The organism is Beutenbergia cavernae DSM 12333, from assembly GCF_000023105.1.
In the GTDB taxonomy this organism is placed as follows: Bacteria; Actinomycetota; Actinomycetes; order Actinomycetales; family Beutenbergiaceae; genus Beutenbergia; species Beutenbergia cavernae.
Genome location: NC_012669.1, coordinates 584,816 through 600,843 on the forward strand (window position 1 = coordinate 584,816; position 16,028 = coordinate 600,843).

General features: G+C 73.5%; 16 protein-coding genes, 2 tRNA genes and 1 other RNA gene. 6 read left to right on the forward strand and 13 right to left on the reverse strand.

All coding sequences use genetic code 11. The features are described from left to right. The first annotated feature begins 10 nt into the window (after nucleotides 1-10). Nucleotides 11-97 (forward strand) — tRNA-Ser (locus BCAV_RS02665). A gap of 74 nt (nucleotides 98-171) precedes the next feature. On the opposite strand, the gene BCAV_RS02670 is transcribed toward BCAV_RS02665, so the two are convergent. The 6 genes from BCAV_RS02670 to BCAV_RS02695 all read right to left on the reverse strand — a co-directional run bounded on the left by BCAV_RS02670 (nucleotide 172) and on the right by BCAV_RS02695 (nucleotide 4,223). Continuing rightward, a complete protein-coding gene (locus tag BCAV_RS02670; RefSeq protein WP_012725572.1) occupies nucleotides 172-855 on the reverse strand; it encodes a DNA alkylation repair protein in 684 nt (227 codons plus the stop codon). 16 nt (nucleotides 856-871) lie between these two features. Then, nucleotides 872-2,107: a glycosyltransferase 87 family protein gene (locus tag BCAV_RS02675; protein WP_012725573.1), complete on the reverse strand. Its 1,236-nt coding sequence runs from the start codon at nucleotides 2,105-2,107 to the stop codon at nucleotides 872-874. Nucleotides 2,108-2,112: 5 nt separating this feature from the next. Continuing rightward, nucleotides 2,113-2,739 (reverse strand): GNAT family N-acetyltransferase, encoded by a 627-nt coding sequence (locus BCAV_RS02680; protein WP_012725574.1) that lies wholly within the window; start codon nucleotides 2,737-2,739, stop codon nucleotides 2,113-2,115. Beyond that, nucleotides 2,736-3,224, reverse strand: coding sequence for a DUF4190 domain-containing protein (locus BCAV_RS23295; RefSeq protein WP_012725575.1), 489 nt, complete (start codon nucleotides 3,222-3,224; stop codon nucleotides 2,736-2,738). The genes BCAV_RS02680 and BCAV_RS23295 overlap by 4 nt, the downstream gene beginning before the upstream one ends. Then, a complete protein-coding gene (locus BCAV_RS02690; RefSeq protein WP_043346465.1) occupies nucleotides 3,221-3,835 on the reverse strand; it encodes a LytR C-terminal domain-containing protein in 615 nt (204 codons plus the stop codon). The genes BCAV_RS23295 and BCAV_RS02690 overlap by 4 nt, the downstream gene beginning before the upstream one ends. A gap of 91 nt (nucleotides 3,836-3,926) precedes the next feature. Further along, nucleotides 3,927-4,223, reverse strand: a complete 297-nt coding sequence (locus BCAV_RS02695) for a type II toxin-antitoxin system VapB family antitoxin (RefSeq protein WP_012725577.1) — start codon at nucleotides 4,221-4,223, stop codon at nucleotides 3,927-3,929. Between the two features lie 147 nt (nucleotides 4,224-4,370). Here BCAV_RS02695 and BCAV_RS02700 point away from each other — a divergent pair, with 147 nt between their 5' ends. Beyond that, the gene (locus BCAV_RS02700; protein ID WP_012725578.1) at nucleotides 4,371-6,224 is read left to right on the forward strand and encodes a siderophore-interacting protein; all 1,854 of its coding nucleotides are present in this window, start codon (nucleotides 4,371-4,373) and stop codon (nucleotides 6,222-6,224) included. A gap of 57 nt (nucleotides 6,225-6,281) precedes the next feature. Here the strand turns inward: BCAV_RS02700 and BCAV_RS02705 are convergent, their stop codons facing one another. From BCAV_RS02705 to BCAV_RS02715, 3 genes are read right to left on the reverse strand one after another with little or no spacing between them, the layout of a single operon-like run. Continuing rightward, nucleotides 6,282-7,877 carry an ABC transporter permease gene (locus BCAV_RS02705; protein WP_012725579.1) on the reverse strand — a complete coding sequence of 532 codons (1,596 nt, stop codon included), beginning with the start codon at nucleotides 7,875-7,877 and terminating at the stop codon, nucleotides 6,282-6,284. Further along, nucleotides 7,874-8,794: an ABC transporter ATP-binding protein gene (locus tag BCAV_RS02710; protein WP_012725580.1), complete on the reverse strand. Its 921-nt coding sequence runs from the start codon at nucleotides 8,792-8,794 to the stop codon at nucleotides 7,874-7,876. The genes BCAV_RS02705 and BCAV_RS02710 overlap by 4 nt, the downstream gene beginning before the upstream one ends. Further along, complete coding sequence (locus BCAV_RS02715) at nucleotides 8,778-9,533, reverse strand: TetR/AcrR family transcriptional regulator (protein ID WP_144016692.1); 756 nt, start codon at nucleotides 9,531-9,533, stop codon at nucleotides 8,778-8,780. Before BCAV_RS02715 ends, BCAV_RS02710 begins: the two co-directional genes overlap by 17 nt. A 106-nt stretch (nucleotides 9,534-9,639) precedes the next feature. Between BCAV_RS02715 and BCAV_RS02720 the strand changes: the two genes are divergently transcribed. Together BCAV_RS02720 and BCAV_RS02725 are read left to right on the forward strand one after the other, a co-directional pair. Further along, nucleotides 9,640-10,014 (forward strand): ArsR/SmtB family transcription factor, encoded by a 375-nt coding sequence (locus BCAV_RS02720; protein ID WP_012725582.1) that lies wholly within the window; start codon nucleotides 9,640-9,642, stop codon nucleotides 10,012-10,014. Next, nucleotides 10,011-12,050 carry a heavy metal translocating P-type ATPase gene (locus BCAV_RS02725; RefSeq protein WP_012725583.1) on the forward strand — a complete coding sequence of 680 codons (2,040 nt, stop codon included), beginning with the start codon at nucleotides 10,011-10,013 and terminating at the stop codon, nucleotides 12,048-12,050. The genes BCAV_RS02720 and BCAV_RS02725 overlap by 4 nt, the downstream gene beginning before the upstream one ends. Here the strand turns inward: BCAV_RS02725 and BCAV_RS02730 are convergent. Continuing rightward, nucleotides 12,035-12,592: a dihydrofolate reductase family protein gene (locus BCAV_RS02730; RefSeq protein WP_012725584.1), complete on the reverse strand. Its 558-nt coding sequence runs from the start codon at nucleotides 12,590-12,592 to the stop codon at nucleotides 12,035-12,037. The genes BCAV_RS02725 and BCAV_RS02730 overlap by 16 nt on opposite strands. Nucleotides 12,593-12,696: 104 nt before the next feature. Between BCAV_RS02730 and BCAV_RS02735 the strand changes: the two genes are divergently transcribed. Beyond that, complete coding sequence (locus BCAV_RS02735; RefSeq protein WP_012725585.1) at nucleotides 12,697-13,329, forward strand: TetR/AcrR family transcriptional regulator; 633 nt, start codon at nucleotides 12,697-12,699, stop codon at nucleotides 13,327-13,329. A gap of 75 nt (nucleotides 13,330-13,404) precedes the next feature. Here the strand turns inward: BCAV_RS02735 and BCAV_RS02740 are convergent. From BCAV_RS02740 to BCAV_RS02750, 3 genes are all read right to left on the reverse strand, one after another. Beyond that, nucleotides 13,405-13,492 (reverse strand) — tRNA-Ser (locus BCAV_RS02740). A 130-nt stretch (nucleotides 13,493-13,622) separates the two neighbouring features. After that, a complete protein-coding gene (locus BCAV_RS02745) occupies nucleotides 13,623-14,906 on the reverse strand; it encodes an amidohydrolase (protein WP_012725586.1) in 1,284 nt (427 codons plus the stop codon). Nucleotides 14,907-14,998: 92 nt separating this feature from the next. Beyond that, complete coding sequence (locus tag BCAV_RS02750; RefSeq protein ID WP_012725587.1) at nucleotides 14,999-15,715, reverse strand: glycoside hydrolase family 16 protein; 717 nt, start codon at nucleotides 15,713-15,715, stop codon at nucleotides 14,999-15,001. A 195-nt stretch (nucleotides 15,716-15,910) separates the two neighbouring features. Between BCAV_RS02750 and ffs the strand changes: the two genes are divergently transcribed. Continuing rightward, nucleotides 15,911-16,007, forward strand: an RNA gene (gene ffs / locus BCAV_RS21990) — signal recognition particle sRNA small type. Nucleotides 16,008-16,028 lie beyond the last annotated feature (21 nt).

The window sequence follows — 16,028 nt, forward strand, 5'->3', positions numbered from 1 at the left end:
GTCCCGGCCGGGTAGCGTGTCCGAGCGGCCTAAGGAGCACGCCTCGAAAGCGTGTGTGGGTGCAAGTCCACCGTGGGTTCAAATCCCACCGCTACCGCGCACCGCCAGCGGCCCGAACCAGCGCTCAGCGCAACGGTTCGGGCCGCTGCGTCATTCCCGGGCCGCACCCGGTCATGACTCCTGGCGGCGCACGATCTCCGCGATCCAGGTCGGCGCGAACGGCGACGTGCAGCCCGGGGAGGTCGGGTAGTCCTTGAGCACCTCGAGGCGTTCACCGATGTCGACGGCGCGGGCGCGCTGCTCGGGGTGCGAGATCCCGATCTGGGCCAGGCACGTGTTCATCGCCCACTGCAGGCGGTCCGGGGCGTCCTTCATCTCCTCCTCGACGACGTCGAGCAGCCCGGCGAGGTCGAGGCCGTCCGGGCTCTTCGTCACCCGCTCGGAGGTCAGCGCCCAGCCGGCGCTCGCGACCACCGGGTCCGGATCGGCCGACCACGCGACGCGCAGCTCCTCGGCGTGCGGGTTCTTCTTCACCACGTAGTTCACGAGCCAGTCGTGCACCTTGGGCGCGCGTGCCTCGCGCAGCATGGTGTCCAGCTCGTCACGCCCGAACGCCCTCGGGCGGCTGATGAGGATCGACAGCAGCTGCGCCGCCGTGTCGTCCGTCGCCCAGAGCTCGCGGGCGAGATCGGGCTGCGTCTTCAGCCGCTTCGCGATGGCGCGCAGCCTGCCGAGGTTCACGCCGTGGTCGTCGCCGTGCCGCTCGTTCACCTCGCGCGCCTTCGGGTCCTCGAGCGCGGCCAGCTCGGCCATCAGCTCGGCCACCTCGGGCTCGGTCTGCGTCATCTCGGCCATGTCAGCCTCCCGTCCCTCACGCGGATCTCAGGGTACGGCCGGACTCGGCCTCGCGTCGTCGTCGTCGCCCCGCTGCCACGAGCACGCGCAGCGCGACCACGAGCAGGCCGACGAGCACGGCGTTGCGCGCCGCGAGCACCCAGGCCCACACGGCGGAGCCCGCGAGCAGGTCCGGGTAGCCGATCGGGTACACGAGCTGCGTGAGGAACGCCGCCACCAGCGTCCAGGCCGCCACGCGTCGCCATCGCACCCGGCCGGCCGCCCGACCGAGGGCCACGGCCACGGGCGGGGCCAGCCACGCGACGTACTGCGGCGAGAGCACCTTGTTCACGACGACGGCGACCAGCAGCAGCGCGAACGCGCCCCACGCCAGCGCACCCGCCGAGGTGAGCCCGCGGCGCGAGCGCCACACGAGCCACGTGACGACGGCGACGGCGACCGGCAGCGCGACGTCGAGAGCCAGCGCGACGCCGTCGGCGCCCGGCCCGTGCACCTCATACGTGACGAGCGGGTCGAACACGATGGTGACGGCCGGGCTCACCAGGCGGGCCAGCACGTACGGCGTGGCGGCGACGGCCTCGACCTGAAGGCCACGGGAGCCCTGCTCGAGCACGAAGTCGAGCACCCGCCCGCCGGCACCGAGGGCGAGGGCCGTGCCGACGACGAGCACGCTCACCCCGGCCGCCGCGGCCACGATCGCGCGGCCCCGCTCGCGGACGGCGGCGACCAGCGCGAGGAACGCGACGCCCGGCGTCGCCTTGATCCAGGCCACGAGCGTCAGGAGCGCGCTCGCCAGCGCCGGTCGAGTGGTCGCGACGGCGAACGCCGGGACCATGAGGGCGGCGACGACGGCGTCGAGCCGCCCCATCCCGACCGGCCCGAGGGCGAGGACGAACGCGAGCCACCACCACGCCGCGCCGACGCCCGCCGGGAGGTGACGCCGGAGCACCACCGACGCGACGCCGTCGAGCGCTGTCACGAGCACGCACCAGACGACGACGGCGCCCGTCGGGGACGACGCGACGGCCGCCAGCGGGAGCAGCGGCAGCAGAGCGCCCACCGGGTACACCCACGGCGTGTCCAGCACGGGCCACACACCGGCCTGGAGGCCGGCCTCGATCCACTGCCGGTAGAGGTCGACGTCGAAGAACGCCGGCCGGCCGAACGCACCCGCCCCGGCGACGGCGAGGAGCGCGTGGACGGCGAGGAACGCCGCCCAGAAGAGGGCCGCCGAGCGGCCGGCTCGGCGCATCGGGTTCACCCCGTGGTGCGGAGGTCCATCGCCATGGTGCGCCCGTTCACCGACTCGAACACGGTGTGGAAGCCCATGTGCTCGTAGTAGCCGATCGCGTTCGTGTTCGCCGCGCCGACGCCGAGGTGCACGCCCGGGATGCCGGCGGCGCGGAGCGCGTCGAGGAGGGTGGTCATGAGTCCGCGCCCGGCGCCCTTGCCCTGGAGGCGCGGCAGCAGGTCGATGTGGAGGTGCGCCGGGTACCGCTCGAGCAGCCCGGGGTCGGTGGCCGGCGGGTGGTGGAACGAGTGCGCGATGACGGGGTCCCGCGGACGGACGTCGCTGTCGACGTCACCCGGGTCGGGGTACCGCTCTCGCAGGTCCGGCCACCAGTCCCGCTCGAGGCGCGCCTCGAACGCGGCCGAGTCCGGGGCGCCGAGCACGTAGCCGGCCACGCCCTCGGAGTCCTCCGCGACGAACGCGAAGTCCGGCTCCAGCGCCAGGTAGGGCCCGGCGAAGCGGTGGCCGAGGATCTCCGGGTCGGCGTAGAGCTCGCGACCGTCCTTGCCCGAGTTCCCGGTGAGCAGGCACACGTGGTACAGCGCGTCCCGGTCGGCGGGTGCGGCGTGGCGGATGTGGACGTCAGGGGTCACGACCGTGAGTCTCCGAGGGTGAGGTAGGCGAGCAGTGTCAGTGCCATGAAGGCGAGCTGGAGGTAGCCGATCACGAGGCCGGCGATGGCCATCCCTCGGCCCGCCTGCTGGGTCCGCTTGATCTGGCTCAGTGCCACGTGGCCGAAGATCACGGCCGCCGTCCCGCCGAGAGGGCCGAAGCAGAGCAGGATCGAGCACACGAGGGACGCCGTCGCGAAGCCGTTCGTCGTGCCGCCGCCCGGGTACGGGACGGCCTGTCCCGGCGGGCCGTAGGCGAGGTAGGGCGACGGCGCTGCCTGCTGGCCGTACGCCGGTGGTCCGTATGCGGGTGCCGGAGGCTGGCCGTAGCTGGGAGGCGGCGGCCCGTACGCGGTCGGCGGACCGACGGGCGGCGGTGGACCGGCGGGACCCGGAGGCTGAGCTCCGTACGACGGCGGGAGGCTGGCGCCGCCGGGAAGGTACGGGTTCGGGTCCCGCTCGCTCATGACGAGGGTTCGGGCGTCGGCACCGGCTCGCACCCGGCCGGCGCGGCGATCGGCGTCTCGGGGTCGAGGGCGGCCTCGGCCGGGTCGCTCATCGCCTCGAACCCGTCGCCGAGCACCACGTTGACGGCGGCGTCCGTGCGGTTGGTCTCGAGCGTGATCGTGGCCTCGGGAAACAGGGCCGCGATCGTGTACCCGGCGGTCACGCCGGCGGCGCCCACCTGGATGTCCGTGACGCCCTCGTAGTGGCCGCCCGGGTTGTTGAGCTCGGAGTTGATGAGCACGCCGAGCGCCGCGAGCTGCTCGGCCGTGGACCCGGCCAGGCCTGCGCGCGTGGTGCCGTTGTACACGTTGACGGTCACCTCGCTGAACGCGACGGGGAGCGCGTCGGCAGCCGGGCACGGGGGCGGCAGCGCCGTGTCGGTGGGCTCGGGCGTCGAGAACGGCGGGTCGATCGGGGAGGGCAGGATCCCCGTGAACACACCGGCGGCCGCGAGGGCGACGACGCCGAGGACGGCGAGCAGCCCGCCGAAGATGACGGTCTGGCGCTGCTGGAGGTGACGTCGTCGGGCGGCGCGGCGGCGCGCGGCCTCGTCGGTGGGGGCACTCGTCACTGCGTCACCGTAACCGACGAGGAGGGTTCGCCCGGCGGCTTTCCACATCCGGCGCCGCGCGCCTGCGCACGACCGGGCTGGGGCGGCGTCGTCATGACAGCTCGAGCACCCGAGCGTGCAGGAGGGTGCGCTGCTGGAGCGCCGCGCGCAGCGCGCGGTGCAGCCCGTCCTCGAGGTACAGCTCGCCCTTCCACTCGACCACGTGAGCGAAGAGGTCGCCGTAGAACGTCGAGTCCTCCGAGAGGAGGCTGCGCAGGTCGAGCTCGAGCTTCGTGGTGATGAGCTCGTCCAGGCGCACCTGCCGGGGCGGGATCTCGGACCAGTCGCGGGGGGTCGTGCGGCCGTGGTCGGGGTAGGGGCGCCCTTCGCCCACGGCCTTGAAGATCACCCCGGGAGTCTAGCCAACCGGTGTCCGCGCCCTGACCGACGCCGCCGTCAACCCGACCCGGAAGGTAGGTTAGCCTGCCCTCAGCGGCGGTCCGCCGCGACGTCCGTGCGGCCGCTCCGGTCGCCGCTCGCCCGAGGAGACTGTGGTTTGCCGAAGCGACTGCGCGAGACGCGCGTCTTCCCCATCGTCCTGCGCCGGCTCGAGGTGCTCGCCGTCGCCGACGTGACGCCGGGCATGCGGCGTGTCACCGTCGGCGGCAGGCAGCTGCGGGCGTTCCGTTCGGAGTCCGGGATCGACCTGCCCGAGCTGCGCTCCGACGGGTTCGACGACCATCTCAAGCTGTTCTTCGCCGAGCCCGGGGCGGACCCGGTGCTGCCCGTGCAGAACCCCGGCAACATCGACTGGCCGCGGGATCCGCGACCCATCGCGAAGGACTACACGCCGCGGCGCTACGACGTCGAGGCCGGCGAGCTCGATCTCGACTTCGTGCGCCACGGCACCGGGTACGCATCCACGTGGGCCGAGCGCGCCCAGGTCGGCGACGCGATCTACACGGCCGGGCCGAAGGTCTCGGAGCTGCACCCGGCCGACGCCGACTGGTACCTGATCTTCGGCGACGAGACGGCGCTCCCGGCGATCGGGCGGTGGCTCGAGGAGATGCCGTCCGACGCGCGCGGGCAGGTGTTCGTCGAGGTGGCCGAGCCGGAGCACGAGCAGGACCTGCGGCACCCGCCGGGCGTTGAGCTGACGTGGCTGCACCGCCACGGCGCCGCTCCGGGGTCGACCGACCTGCTCGAGCTCGCGGTGCGCGGGGCCGAGTTCTGGCCCGGTGACGTGTACGCGTGGGGCGCGGGCGAGGCGGACTCGCTGAAGCCGATCCGGCGCTTCCTGCGCGACGAGCGCGACGTGCCGCGCGAACGGCTCGACGTCACCGGCTACTGGCGGCGCACCGAGCTGGCCGTCGCGGAGGACGGGAGCACGGCACTCGGCGTCGCCGACATGGTCAACCCGGTCCACGAGCGCCTGCACGAGCTCACCGACCTCGTCGGGCCGTACGCGCTGCGGGTGGCCGTGACGCTGCGGATCCCGGACCACGTGGCACGCGGCCGGACGTCCGTCGAGGCGCTCGCCGCGGCCACCGGCACCCACCCACGCGCGCTCGCGGCGCTGGTGCGGTACCTGGTCTCGGAGGACGTGCTCGGCACCGACGACGACGGCGCCCTGCGCCTCGGGGCGCTCGGCGGCGATCTCGTCGACGACGAGCACGAGGTCACCGAGCTCGACCTCGGTGGCGCCCAGGCCCACCTGGACCTCGCGATCGCCGGGCTCGCCGCGACGCTCCGGTCCGGCGCCTCGAGCTACGCCTCGACGTTCGGGCGGAGCCTCGCGGAGCACGCGGAGGAGGACGAGGCTTTCCGGCGCGAGCTGTTCGACGCCGTCACCGAGCGGGCGCGGTGGGCGCGGGCGTCGTTCGAGAACGCGTTCGGGTGGGGCGAGGCCGGCCGTGTCGTCGTCGTCGGACCGACGGCGAGCACGGTCGCGGAAGGGGTGCTCGCCGCGACGACGACGACCCGCGTGTCGGTCGTCGACCTGCCCTCCCGTCTGCCGCTCGTGCGCGAGGCGCTCGAGGAGCACGGCCTCACCGACCGGTTCGACGCCGTCGCGCGTTCGCCGCTGGCTCCGCTGGGGGACCTGGGCGCCGACGTCGTCGTCCTCGCCCCGCAGCTCCTCGAGACGCTGCCCGACGAGGACGCGCGCCTCGTGCTGGCCCAGCTCCGCGACGTCGACGCCGGCGTGGTGGTGCTCGACCGGCTCGCGGAGGACGACCCCGACGGGCTCTCGTTCGACGTCGGCGAGGACCTGGTCTCGTGGTGCGTGCACGGATCGGCGCGCCGTACGCGAGCCGAGCTCGCGGAGCTCGTGAGCGCGTCCGGCCTGACCACGGTGGAGGAGCGAGGGATCGGCTGGGGCATCACGCTCCTCCGGCTCGCGCCCGCCTGACCCTTCGCGAGAGGATTTCTGCACCTCCGCGAGAGGATCTTGGCGCGCCGCCACGCCTCAGACCGTCGGCACGTCCCGCCGTCGGAAGCCGGCCATCCCGAGCGCGCCGAGCACGAGCGCCCCAGCACCCATGATGACGAGCGGCAGGGCTTCCAGCGCCTCCATCGGTACGGCCGGTGTCTGGTTGACCGGGGAGATCCACGTGGTCCACTCCGGCAGGTCGAGGAGCGTGCCGAGCACGAGCACGACCGTCATCCAGCCGACGAGCGCCCACGCGAGGCCGAACAGCTTCGGCCACGTCCCGAACAGCAGGGCGCCGAGCGCGACCACGAGCACGAGCGCAGGGACGTAGGCCAGGGCACCGCCCGTCACGCGTCCGGTCCACGATCCGTCGCCGGTCACGGCCGCCCCCGTCGCGCCCATCGCGAACGCCCCGACGGCGAGGACGAGGACGCCGCCCACGGCCGAGACGCCGAGCGTGGTGCCGAACCACGTCCAGCGGCTCACCGGCCGGGCGAGCACCACCTCCGCGCGCCCCTCGGTCTCCTCGGAGCGCAGGCGCTGCACGACGCTGAGCGCGTAGGCGACGGCTGCGAGCACGAGGTAGGGCAGGAACAGGGCGAAGAACGACTCGGTGACCCGCGACTCGCCGCCGAGGAGCTGCTCCATCAGCGGGCTGTCCTCCATCGCGTCCTGGACGGAGTTCACGAGGGCGCCGAACGCCGCGCCGCTCACGGCGACGGCGACGGTCCAGGCGACGAACGACGGCAGCGTGAGCCGCGTCGCGAGGGCGAGCGGCGACGCGAGCGCCGGACGTGCCTGCGCACGCCCCGGCCGCTGTGCGACGAGCCCGGCCGCGAAGTCGCGCCGCGCCGCGAGCGCATGGGCAGCGAGGAGCGTGCCGGCGACGAGCGCCGCGGTGAGCAGGAGCGGCCACCACCTGGCCCCTGCGTACGGCCGTGTCTGCTGCGCCCACGCGATGGGGGAGAACCACGACAGGAGGCCGCCGTGCTCGACGAGCACGTCGCCGATGCCGCGCACCAGGAACGCCGCGCCGAGCACCGCCATGGCCATGCCGGACGCCGCGCGGGCGTGCTCCGTGACCTGCGCGGCGACGAGGGCGACGCCGCCGAACGCGACGCCCGTGAGCCCGACGGCGACCGACAGCAGCAGCCCGTCCCCGGCGTCGAGCCCTCCCGCGACGAGTCCACCCCAGATGAGGAGCGCGACGAGGGCGTTGGCGATCGCCGTCGTCACGAGCGCCGCGACGGCGGCGGCGGACCGCCCGACGACGGCGGCGCGCACCAGCTCCGCGCGGCCGGACTCCTCCTCGGCGCGGGTGTGCCGCACCACCATGAAGATGCTCATGATCGCGGCGGCCACGACGAGCGTGAGGCTGAGCTCGTTCGCGACCATCGCCCCGAGCGTGTAGTCGTCCAGCCCGAAACCGGGCCCGGCCATGACGATCGCCGCCGGGTTCTGCACGAGCTCGGCGCGGGCCTGGCGCGCCTCGGCGGTGGGGAAGGACTCCTCGAGCGCCGGCACGCTCCCGAGCACGGTGAGGCCGAGCGCGAGCGACCAGACGGGGATCCGGATCCGCTCGCGACGAAGCGCCAGCCGGACGAGCGTGCCCGTCCCGGTGAGGGCGCTCATCGGGAGGTCTCCTCGAGCTCGTCGCCGTAGTGCCGCAGGAACAGCTCCTCGAGCGACGGCGGGGCGCAGGTGAGGCTGCGGAGGCCGCGGTGCGTGAGGCTCGTCATGACCTCACCGAGGTGGTCGTTGTCGACGTCGAACGTCACGCGGCCGTCCTCGGTCACCAGGTCGTGGACGCCGGGGAGGGAGCCGATGGACGCGGAGGCGGCGGCGCCGTCGTCGAGCACCGCCGACACGGTGGACCGCGTGAGGTGTCGCATCTCGTCCAGCGTCCCGGTCTCGACGGTGCGGCCCGCGCGGATGATCGTCACGGTGTCGCAGAGCTTCTCGACCTCCGCGAGGATGTGGCTCGAGAGCAGCACGGAGCGCCCCTCCGCCTTGATCTCGGTGATGCACTCGCGGAAGACCGTCTCCATGAGCGGGTCGAGGCCCGACGTCGGCTCGTCGAGCACGAAGAGCTCCGCGTCGGACGCGAGGGCCGCGACGAGAGCGACCTTCTGACGGTTCCCCTTGGAGTACGTGCGCGTCTTCTTCGTCGGGTCGAGCTCGAAGCGCTCGAGCAAGCGCGCCCGCCGTGTGGCGTCGACGCCGCCGCGCAGGCGGGAGAGGTAGTCGATCGCCTCGCCGCCCGAGAGGTTGGGCCACAGCGCGACGTCGCCAGGCACGTAGGCGATGCGCCGGTGGAGGTCGACGGCGTCGCGCCACGGGTCGCCGCCGAGGAGGGTTGCGGAGCCGGCGTCGGCGCGGAGCAGCCCGAGGAGCACGCGGATCGTGGTCGACTTCCCGGCGCCGTTCGGGCCGAGGAAGCCGGCGACCTCGCCGGTGCGGACCGTGAGGTCCAGGCCGTCGAGCGCGCGCACGGGGCCGAACGTCTTGACGAGGTCGCGGATGCCGACGGCGTCACTGGTGCTGGTCATGGGTCGCCTTTCGTGGGCGGGGTCTGGGGGTCTCGGGGGTCTTCGGGCTTCCGGACGACGGCGTCGGCGGCGGGTGCGCCCGCTCGTACTCCAGGTACGCGTCGAGCATCGAGCTGTCGGTGAAGAGCCCGTCGGTGTAGAGCTCGAGCAGCGGGGCGGTGTAGCGCTCGACGTAGCGTTCGATCGCCTCCGACATGGACTCGCCGGGTCCGGGCGGGTCGAGCGCGAGCTCGAGGGCGAGGCTCCCGATGCTCTGGCTCGTGAGCGCTCGAGCGCGTGCCACCTCGTCCCGGGACGGGCGCACGAGTCCGCTCGCGGCGCTCCGCTCGAGGAAGGCTGCGGCGTCGGCCGCTGCGTGCTCGACGAAGTCGCGGGCGAGCTGCCCGCCTGCCTGCACGCTGCGGAAGACGTACGCCACGAGCGGGGCGAACTCGGCGACGGCGGCGAGCTGGGTGATCATCGCGCCGGACGGGCCCGAGACGTCGGCGGCACGTCGCGCCTCGTTCAGGGCGCTCAGCACGTGCGCGTCGCACGCCTCGCGCAGGCCGTCCTTGGACCCGAAGTGGTGAGCCACGAGCCCGACGCTGACACCCGCCTCCTGTGCGATCGCCCGCAGGCCGACGCCGAACCCGTGCTCGCCGAACAGGCGGATCGCGCCGTCGCGGATCCGGGCGCGGGCGGTGAGGTCCGACGGCGGAGCGGCGGTCGTGCCGCCGCCTGGCTGTCGCGTTGAACGCATGTTCAGCATGCTAGGCACGCGTTCAGTCAGGGTGCCACCTGATGTGGCGCGCGTCACAGGGAGCGCGCCCTGGTGGGGGTTCAGCGTCCGCTGTACTGTTCAGCACATGCTGAACTCAGCGACGAACACCCTGGATCGCGTCGAGGTGATGGGGCGGCTCGGCAGGGCGATGAGCGACCCGACGCGGGCACGGCTCCTGGAGCGGCTGCTGGACGGTCCGACGTATCCGGCCGAGCTCGCGGCGGATCTGGCGCTGACGCGGTCGAACGTCTCGAACCATCTGGCGTGCCTGCGTGGGTGCGGCCTCGTGCTGACGGTGCCCGACGGTCGCCGCACCCGCTACGAGATCGCCGACCCGCACCTGGCCGCTGCGCTCGGAGAGCTGATGCGGGTGGTGCTCGACGTCCGCGACGGCCGTGAGTGCGCGAACCCGTTGTGCGACGTCCCGGGGTGCACCGCCTGCGAGACGGGGACCGCGTGAGCCGGGAGTGCTGCGGCGACGACGAGATCGACGCTCGCGAGCTGCAGCTGCGAGCCCTCGCCGACGGGTCGTCCGGCGCGCTCTCCGGCGGCGCCGATGACGACGATGCCGCCGCGAGCGAGGAGGAGTTCGTCCCGTTCTGGCGGGATCGGGTGTTGCTGCTGCCGGCGGCATCCGGGGTCCTCCTCGGCGTCGGCTACGTGCTGGAGTGGACGGGTTCGGACGCTCCGGCGCTCGTGGCGCAGGGCGCCAGCCTGCTCGCGGGCGCGTGGACGTTCGTCCCGGGCGCCGTACGACGGCTCGCCCGCGGCAGGCTCGGCGTCGGGCTGCTGATGACGATCGCGGCCGTGGGCGCCGTCGCCCTCGGGCACGTGGGCGAGGCCGCCGCTCTGGCGTTCCTGTTCTCGATCGCCGAGGCGCTCGAGGACCGCGCGATGGATCGCGCCAAGCACGGTCTGCGCGCCCTGCTCGCGCTCATGCCCGCCACGGCGCGCATCTCGCGGATGGCCGGAGAGATCGAGATCCCGGCGGCGCAGGTCCGTGAGCTCGACCTCCTCGTCGTCCGACCCGGCGAGCGCATCGCCACCGACGGCGTGGTCACCACCGGGCGCAGCTCGCTCGACACGTCCGCCGTCACCGGGGAGTCCATCCCGGTCGAGGTCGCGCCGGGCGACGCCGTTCTCGCCGGGGCCGTGAACGGGACGGGTGCGCTGCTCGTCGAGGCGACGGCGGACGGGCGCGACAACTCCCTCACCACGATCGTCCGGCTCGTCGAGGAGGCCCAGGCGCGCAAGGGCGAGCGGGCGCGGCTCGCGGACCGGATCGCACGTCCCCTGGTGCCGGCGGTGCTCGTCCTCGCCGCCCTGGTGGCGGTCTGGGGACTGATCGTCGGCGACCCGGCGCTGTGGACGCAACGGGCGCTCGTCGTCCTCGTCGCGGCCTCCCCGTGCGCCCTGGCGATCGCCGTCCCCGTCACGGTGATCTCGGCGATCGGGGCCGCGAGCCGGTTCGGCATGGTCGTCAGGTCGGGCGCCGCGTTCGAGGAGCTCGGGGCCGTGCGTGCCGTGGCGATCGACAAGACGGGCACGCTCACCAGGAACCGGCCCGCCGTCGTCGAGGTCAGCACCCGTGCCGGCGTCACGGAGCACCAGGCGCTCACGCTCGCCGCCGCGCTCGAGGCGCGCAGCACGCACCCCCTGGCTGCGGCGATCCTCGCGGCCGCCCCGAGCCCGCCGCTCGCGCACGACGTCGCCGAGCTCCCCGGGCGCGGGCTCCAGGGGGACGTCGACGGCGTCCGGGTGCAGGTCGGCACTACCCGGTGGCTCGATCCCGGGGACCTCGCCGACGACGCCGCTCGCCTCGAGGGCGAGGGCATGACGGTGGTGGCGGTCGTGTCCGACGGCGTCCCGGCGGCCGTGATCGGGATCCGCGACGAGTTGCGGCCCGAGGCGCCCGACGCCGTCGCCCGCCTGCGGGCCGACGGGATCACCGTGACGATGGTCACCGGCGACAACGAACGCACCGCCCGGGCGCTCGCCGCGGAGGCCGGCATCGAGGACGTGCGCGCGGCCCAGCTGCCACAGGACAAGGAGCGGGCCGTCCGGGAGTCCTCGTCCCGCGTCCCGACGGCGATGATCGGCGACGGCGTGAACGACGCGCCGGCGCTCGCGGCGGCGGACGTCGGGATCGCCATGGGCGTGGGTGGCTCAGCGGCCGCGATCGAGTCGGCCGACGTCGCCTTCACGGGTGCGGACCTGCGGCTCGTCCCGCAGGGCCTCGCTCACGCCCGTCGCGGTCGGCGCATCATGACCGGCAACATCGCCCTCGCCCTCGCCATCATCGTGGTCCTGTTCCCGCTCGCGCTGTTCGGCGTGCTCCCTCTGGCGGGCGTCGTCCTCGTCCACGAGGTCGCGGAGGTCGTGGTCATCCTCAACGGCGTCCGGGCGGCGCGCACGGCCGGCGCGCTCGCGCCGCTGGCCCCTGTCGCCGGCCGGGGCGAACGCCTCCCCACCGGAGCGGCTCAGCGGGTCCGGTAGTGCGCGTAGATCAGGCCGCTGTCGAAGGAACGCTCCTGGACCAGGTCGAGATCGAGGCGTACGCCGTCGGGGAAGAATCGCTTGCCGCCGCCGACCACGCTCGTGGTCATGAACAGGTGGTACTCGTCGACCAGCCCGGCCGCGATCGCCTGGGCGGCGAGGTTCGGGCCGTCGACGGAGAGGTCGTGATCGGAGGAGGCCTTGAGCTTGCGCACCGCGTCCGGGTCGAAGGTTCGCTCGATGCGGGTCTTCGCGCTCGACGGCGACTCCAGCGTCGTGGAGTAGACGACCTTCTCCGCGGCCTGCCAGTCGCGGGCGTACTGCACGATGTGCGGTGGCGCATCCGGATCGGTGTGCGCGGTCTCCCAGAAGACCATCGTCTCGTACATCCGCCGCCCGTAGAGGTACGTGCCGACGTGGCGGAACGTGTCGCCGATGAAGGTGTGCACCTCCTCGTCCTCGGCTCCCCGGCCGAGGTCGCCCTCCGCGGCCTCGGCGTAGCCGTCGAGCGAGGTGATCATCGAGTAGATGAGCTTGGCCATGTCGAGCTCCTTCGCTTGAGGTGAGTCAACGGGCTCACCACAAGCACGGTAGTCATATCCGTAGTCGTGAGTCAAGTAACTCACCTCTATGGCACTATGGATCCATGCCGCGCGAGCTCTCCACCTACCATCGGGGAGTCGCCGCGGCCAACCGTGCGGCGATCCTCGACGCGGCCATGGCCCTGTTCCTCGCGTCCGGCTACGACCGCACCTCGCTGGCGAGCGTCGCCGAGAGCGCGGGGGTGTCCAAGGCGACGCTGTTCAAGCAGTTCCCGACGAAGGCGGAGCTCTTCGAGGCGACGGTGCTCGCGGCGGGCGGCACACCTGGTGGGGAGCTCGTGGATCCGCCGCCGGGAGACTTCCATGGCGGCCTGGTCACACTGGGCCTCGCGTACGCGGAGCTGCTGACACGCCCCGGGATGGAGGACCTGATCCGCGTCGTGATCGCCGAGGCCCCGCGGTTCCCGGAGCTGCGCGAGCAGACGTTCGACTTCGGCACGCTGCCCGTGCTCGCGGCGCTGGGGCGATATCTCCGGGCGGAGCACGCCGCGGGCACTGCCGACGTGGACGACCCGGACGCGGCCTCGGCGCAGTTCCTCGGGATGATCTCCACCGTCGTCTTCTGGCCTCGCCTCGTCCACGGCAACTGGTCCCTCAGCGACGAGGAGACGCTTCGCGTGGTGGACGACGCGGCCCGGACGATGGCCGCGCGCTACGGCGTGGCCGTGGGCAGCTGATCCGCCGACGCGGCTGGTCGTCGGGCCGGCGCGCCGATGACGAAGCCCCGGAACCAGACGGCTCCGGGGCCTCCGTGGCGGAGGATGGGGGATTCGAACCCCCGAGGGCTTGCACCCAACACGCTTTCCAAGCGTGCGCCATAGGCCACTAGGCGAATCCTCCGAGCCCGACGAGGATACCGGAGCCTCGGGCGCCCCCCGAACGTGAGGGGCGCCGCGCCGTCGTCGTCCGCGTCACACGTGTGGAAGGTCGGTCACCGCTCCGAGCACCGATCTTCCACACCGGCAGCGGGTCAGCTCCCGAGCCACTCCGAGGCCGCCGCGAGCATCGCGCGCACGGCGCCGTCGAGCGTTCCCGGCGCCGACGGCGCGAAGTGCGGGGAGTGGTTGTACGCCACGCCCTCGGGCAGCGACATGATCGACGCGCGCCCGGCCAGGATGTCCGCGAACAGCGCCGGGTCGTAGCCGCCCACGAACCAGAACACCGACGGGCAGCCCGCTGCCGCACCGAACCGGCCGAAGTCCTCGCTCCCGGACACCGGCCGGGGCATCTCGTGCACGTGCCCGGTCCCGAGCCCGAGGGCCAGCGCCGCGCGGGTCCGGGCCTCGCCGTCGACGTCGTTGGCGTTGAGCGGGAGCGAGTGGAGGTACGTGAACTCCGGCTCGCGCGGGGCACCGGACGCCGCCGCCTCGGCGCGCGCCATCCGCTCGATGGCCGCCATCACCTGGTCGCGGATGGTCGGGTCGAACGTGCGGACGCTGATCTTGAGCACCGCGTCGTCGGGGATGATGTTCTCCTTCATCCCCGCCACGAGGGAGCCCACCGTCACCACGACCGGGTCCTGCGAGGAGATCTCGCGTGACGCGATGGTCTGCAGCCGCATCACGAGCGACGCCCCCATGACCACAGGGTCCACCGTGAGCTCCGGCGTCGAGCCGTGGCCCCCGCGCCCGAACAGCCGGATGTGCACGGCGTCCGCCGTCGCCATCATCGGTCCCGGTCGCAGCATGGCGTGACCGGCGGGGAGCGAGGAGACGTGTTGCCCGAGGCACACGTCCGGCGTCCCGAATCTCGCGAACAGGTCGTCCTCGATCATCGCCTGAGCGCCCTCGCCGGTCTCCTCGGCGGGCTGGAACACGGCGAGGACGGTGCCGGACCAGGCGCCGCGATTCTCGGCGAGCTGCGCCGTCGCCCCGAGGAGCGCGGTGACGTGGACGTCGTGCCCGCAGCCGTGCATCACCGGGACCTCGACGCCGTCGGCCCCGATCGCCGTCACCGTCGACGCGAACGGCAGACCCGTGTCCTCGCGCAGCGGCAGCCCGTCCATGTCGGCTCGGAGGAGGACGCGCGGTCCGGCGCCGTTGGCGAGGACGCCGACGACGCCCGTGCCGCCCACGCCCTCGGTCACCTCGTAGCCCTGCGCGCGGAGCCGTTCCGCGACGACGCCGGCCGTCCGGTGCTCCTGCATCGACAGCTCCGGGTGGGCGTGCAGGTCCTCGTACAGGGAGCGCAGGTCCGCCAGTCGTCCGTCGAGCCCGTCGGTCAGGGCGTCGATGCGGGTGGGGGCGTCGGTCACGGTTCCTCCTCGGTGCGGGTCGCGATCAGCGTAGGGCTGCCGGGGACGACGGCGCCCGGCCGGGACAGCTCGGCGGGATCAGGCCGACGGCGTCAGCGGCCGAGCACGCGGACCGAGTCGATCTCGAACCGGGCCGGGAACGCGGCGTCGTCCACGCCCTGCGCCCCGCCCCAGCCCCCTCCGACGGCGAGGTTGAGGATGAGGTGGAACGGCGTGTCGAAGGGCCACGTGTCGCGCTCGGCAGCCGCCTCCCGCGCGTAGGTGAAGGACGCCTCGCCGTCGACGGACCAGGTGATGGACTCCGCGTCCCAGTCCACCGCGTACGTGTGGAACGCCTCCTGCGCGTCGGGGACCGCCGTGGTGGCCGTGCGCTGCGTGCCGTCGACGTGGTTGTACGCGGCCGTGTGGATGCTGGCGTGCACGACGCCGGGATCGTGCCCGACGTGCTCCATGACGTCGATCTCGCCGTCGTCCGGCCAACGTCGTTCGCCCGGCGTCGACGGCAGCATCCAGATCGCCGGCCACGTGCCGCGACCGATCGGCAGCCGGGCCGTCACCTCGACGCGAGCGTGGAGCCAGGCGGCGCGCGAGACGAGCCGCGCGGACGTGAAGCGCCGGTCCTGCCAGTCCTCGGCGTGCGCCTCGATCACGAGACGGCCGCCGGAGACCCGTGCGTTGCGCGCCCGGTCCGACGTGTAGAACTGGAGCTCGTCGTTGCCCCAGCCGTGGCCGCCCACGGCGTGGCTCCATCGCGCGGGATCCGGCGCGCCGTCGTCGGCGAAGTCGTCGGACCACAGCAGGGTCGTCATGACGCGCATCCCCTTCGTGCCGGCCGACGGCCGTGATCGTATCGGGCTCCGGGCGTGCCGAGTGCGGGGCGAACGCGTGAGTGCGGGCCGGTGCGCACCGCACTCGGACGCTCACTCCGCACTCGGCACGTCGACGACGGCGGAGCGCACGTCCCGCGTCGTCCTCACCTGTGTGTGGGCTCGGGTAACCTGGGTCGCGACCCCTCGTGTGGCGTCATCCCGCTGAACCCCCCCAGGGCCGGAAGGCAGCAAGGGCAGGTGGGCTCTGGCGGGTGCGCGAGGGGTCCTCACGTCCCGGAGCGTCCCGGAGCCC

Bases quoted from the DNA above. Each gene is read 5' to 3' on its own strand.
- BCAV_RS02710 (WP_012725580.1), bottom strand. From the start codon at position 8,794: ATGACCAGCACCAGTGACGCCGTCGGCATCCGCGACCTCGTCAAGACG.
- BCAV_RS02715 (WP_144016692.1), bottom strand. From the start codon at position 9,533: ATGCGTTCAACGCGACAGCCAGGCGGCGGCACGACCGCCGCTCCGCCG.
- BCAV_RS23295 (WP_012725575.1), bottom strand. From the start codon at position 3,224: ATGAGCGAGCGGGACCCGAACCCGTACCTTCCCGGCGGCGCCAGCCTC.
- BCAV_RS02730 (WP_012725584.1), bottom strand. From the start codon at position 12,592: ATGGCCAAGCTCATCTACTCGATGATCACCTCGCTCGACGGCTACGCC.
- BCAV_RS02750 (WP_012725587.1), bottom strand. From the start codon at position 15,715: ATGACGACCCTGCTGTGGTCCGACGACTTCGCCGACGACGGCGCGCCG.
- BCAV_RS02735 (WP_012725585.1), top strand. From the start codon at position 12,697: ATGCCGCGCGAGCTCTCCACCTACCATCGGGGAGTCGCCGCGGCCAAC.
- BCAV_RS02670 (WP_012725572.1), bottom strand. From the start codon at position 855: ATGGCCGAGATGACGCAGACCGAGCCCGAGGTGGCCGAGCTGATGGCC.
- BCAV_RS02705 (WP_012725579.1), bottom strand. From the start codon at position 7,877: ATGAGCGCCCTCACCGGGACGGGCACGCTCGTCCGGCTGGCGCTTCGT.
- BCAV_RS02675 (WP_012725573.1), bottom strand. From the start codon at position 2,107: ATGCGCCGAGCCGGCCGCTCGGCGGCCCTCTTCTGGGCGGCGTTCCTC.
- BCAV_RS02720 (WP_012725582.1), top strand. From the start codon at position 9,640: ATGCTGAACTCAGCGACGAACACCCTGGATCGCGTCGAGGTGATGGGG.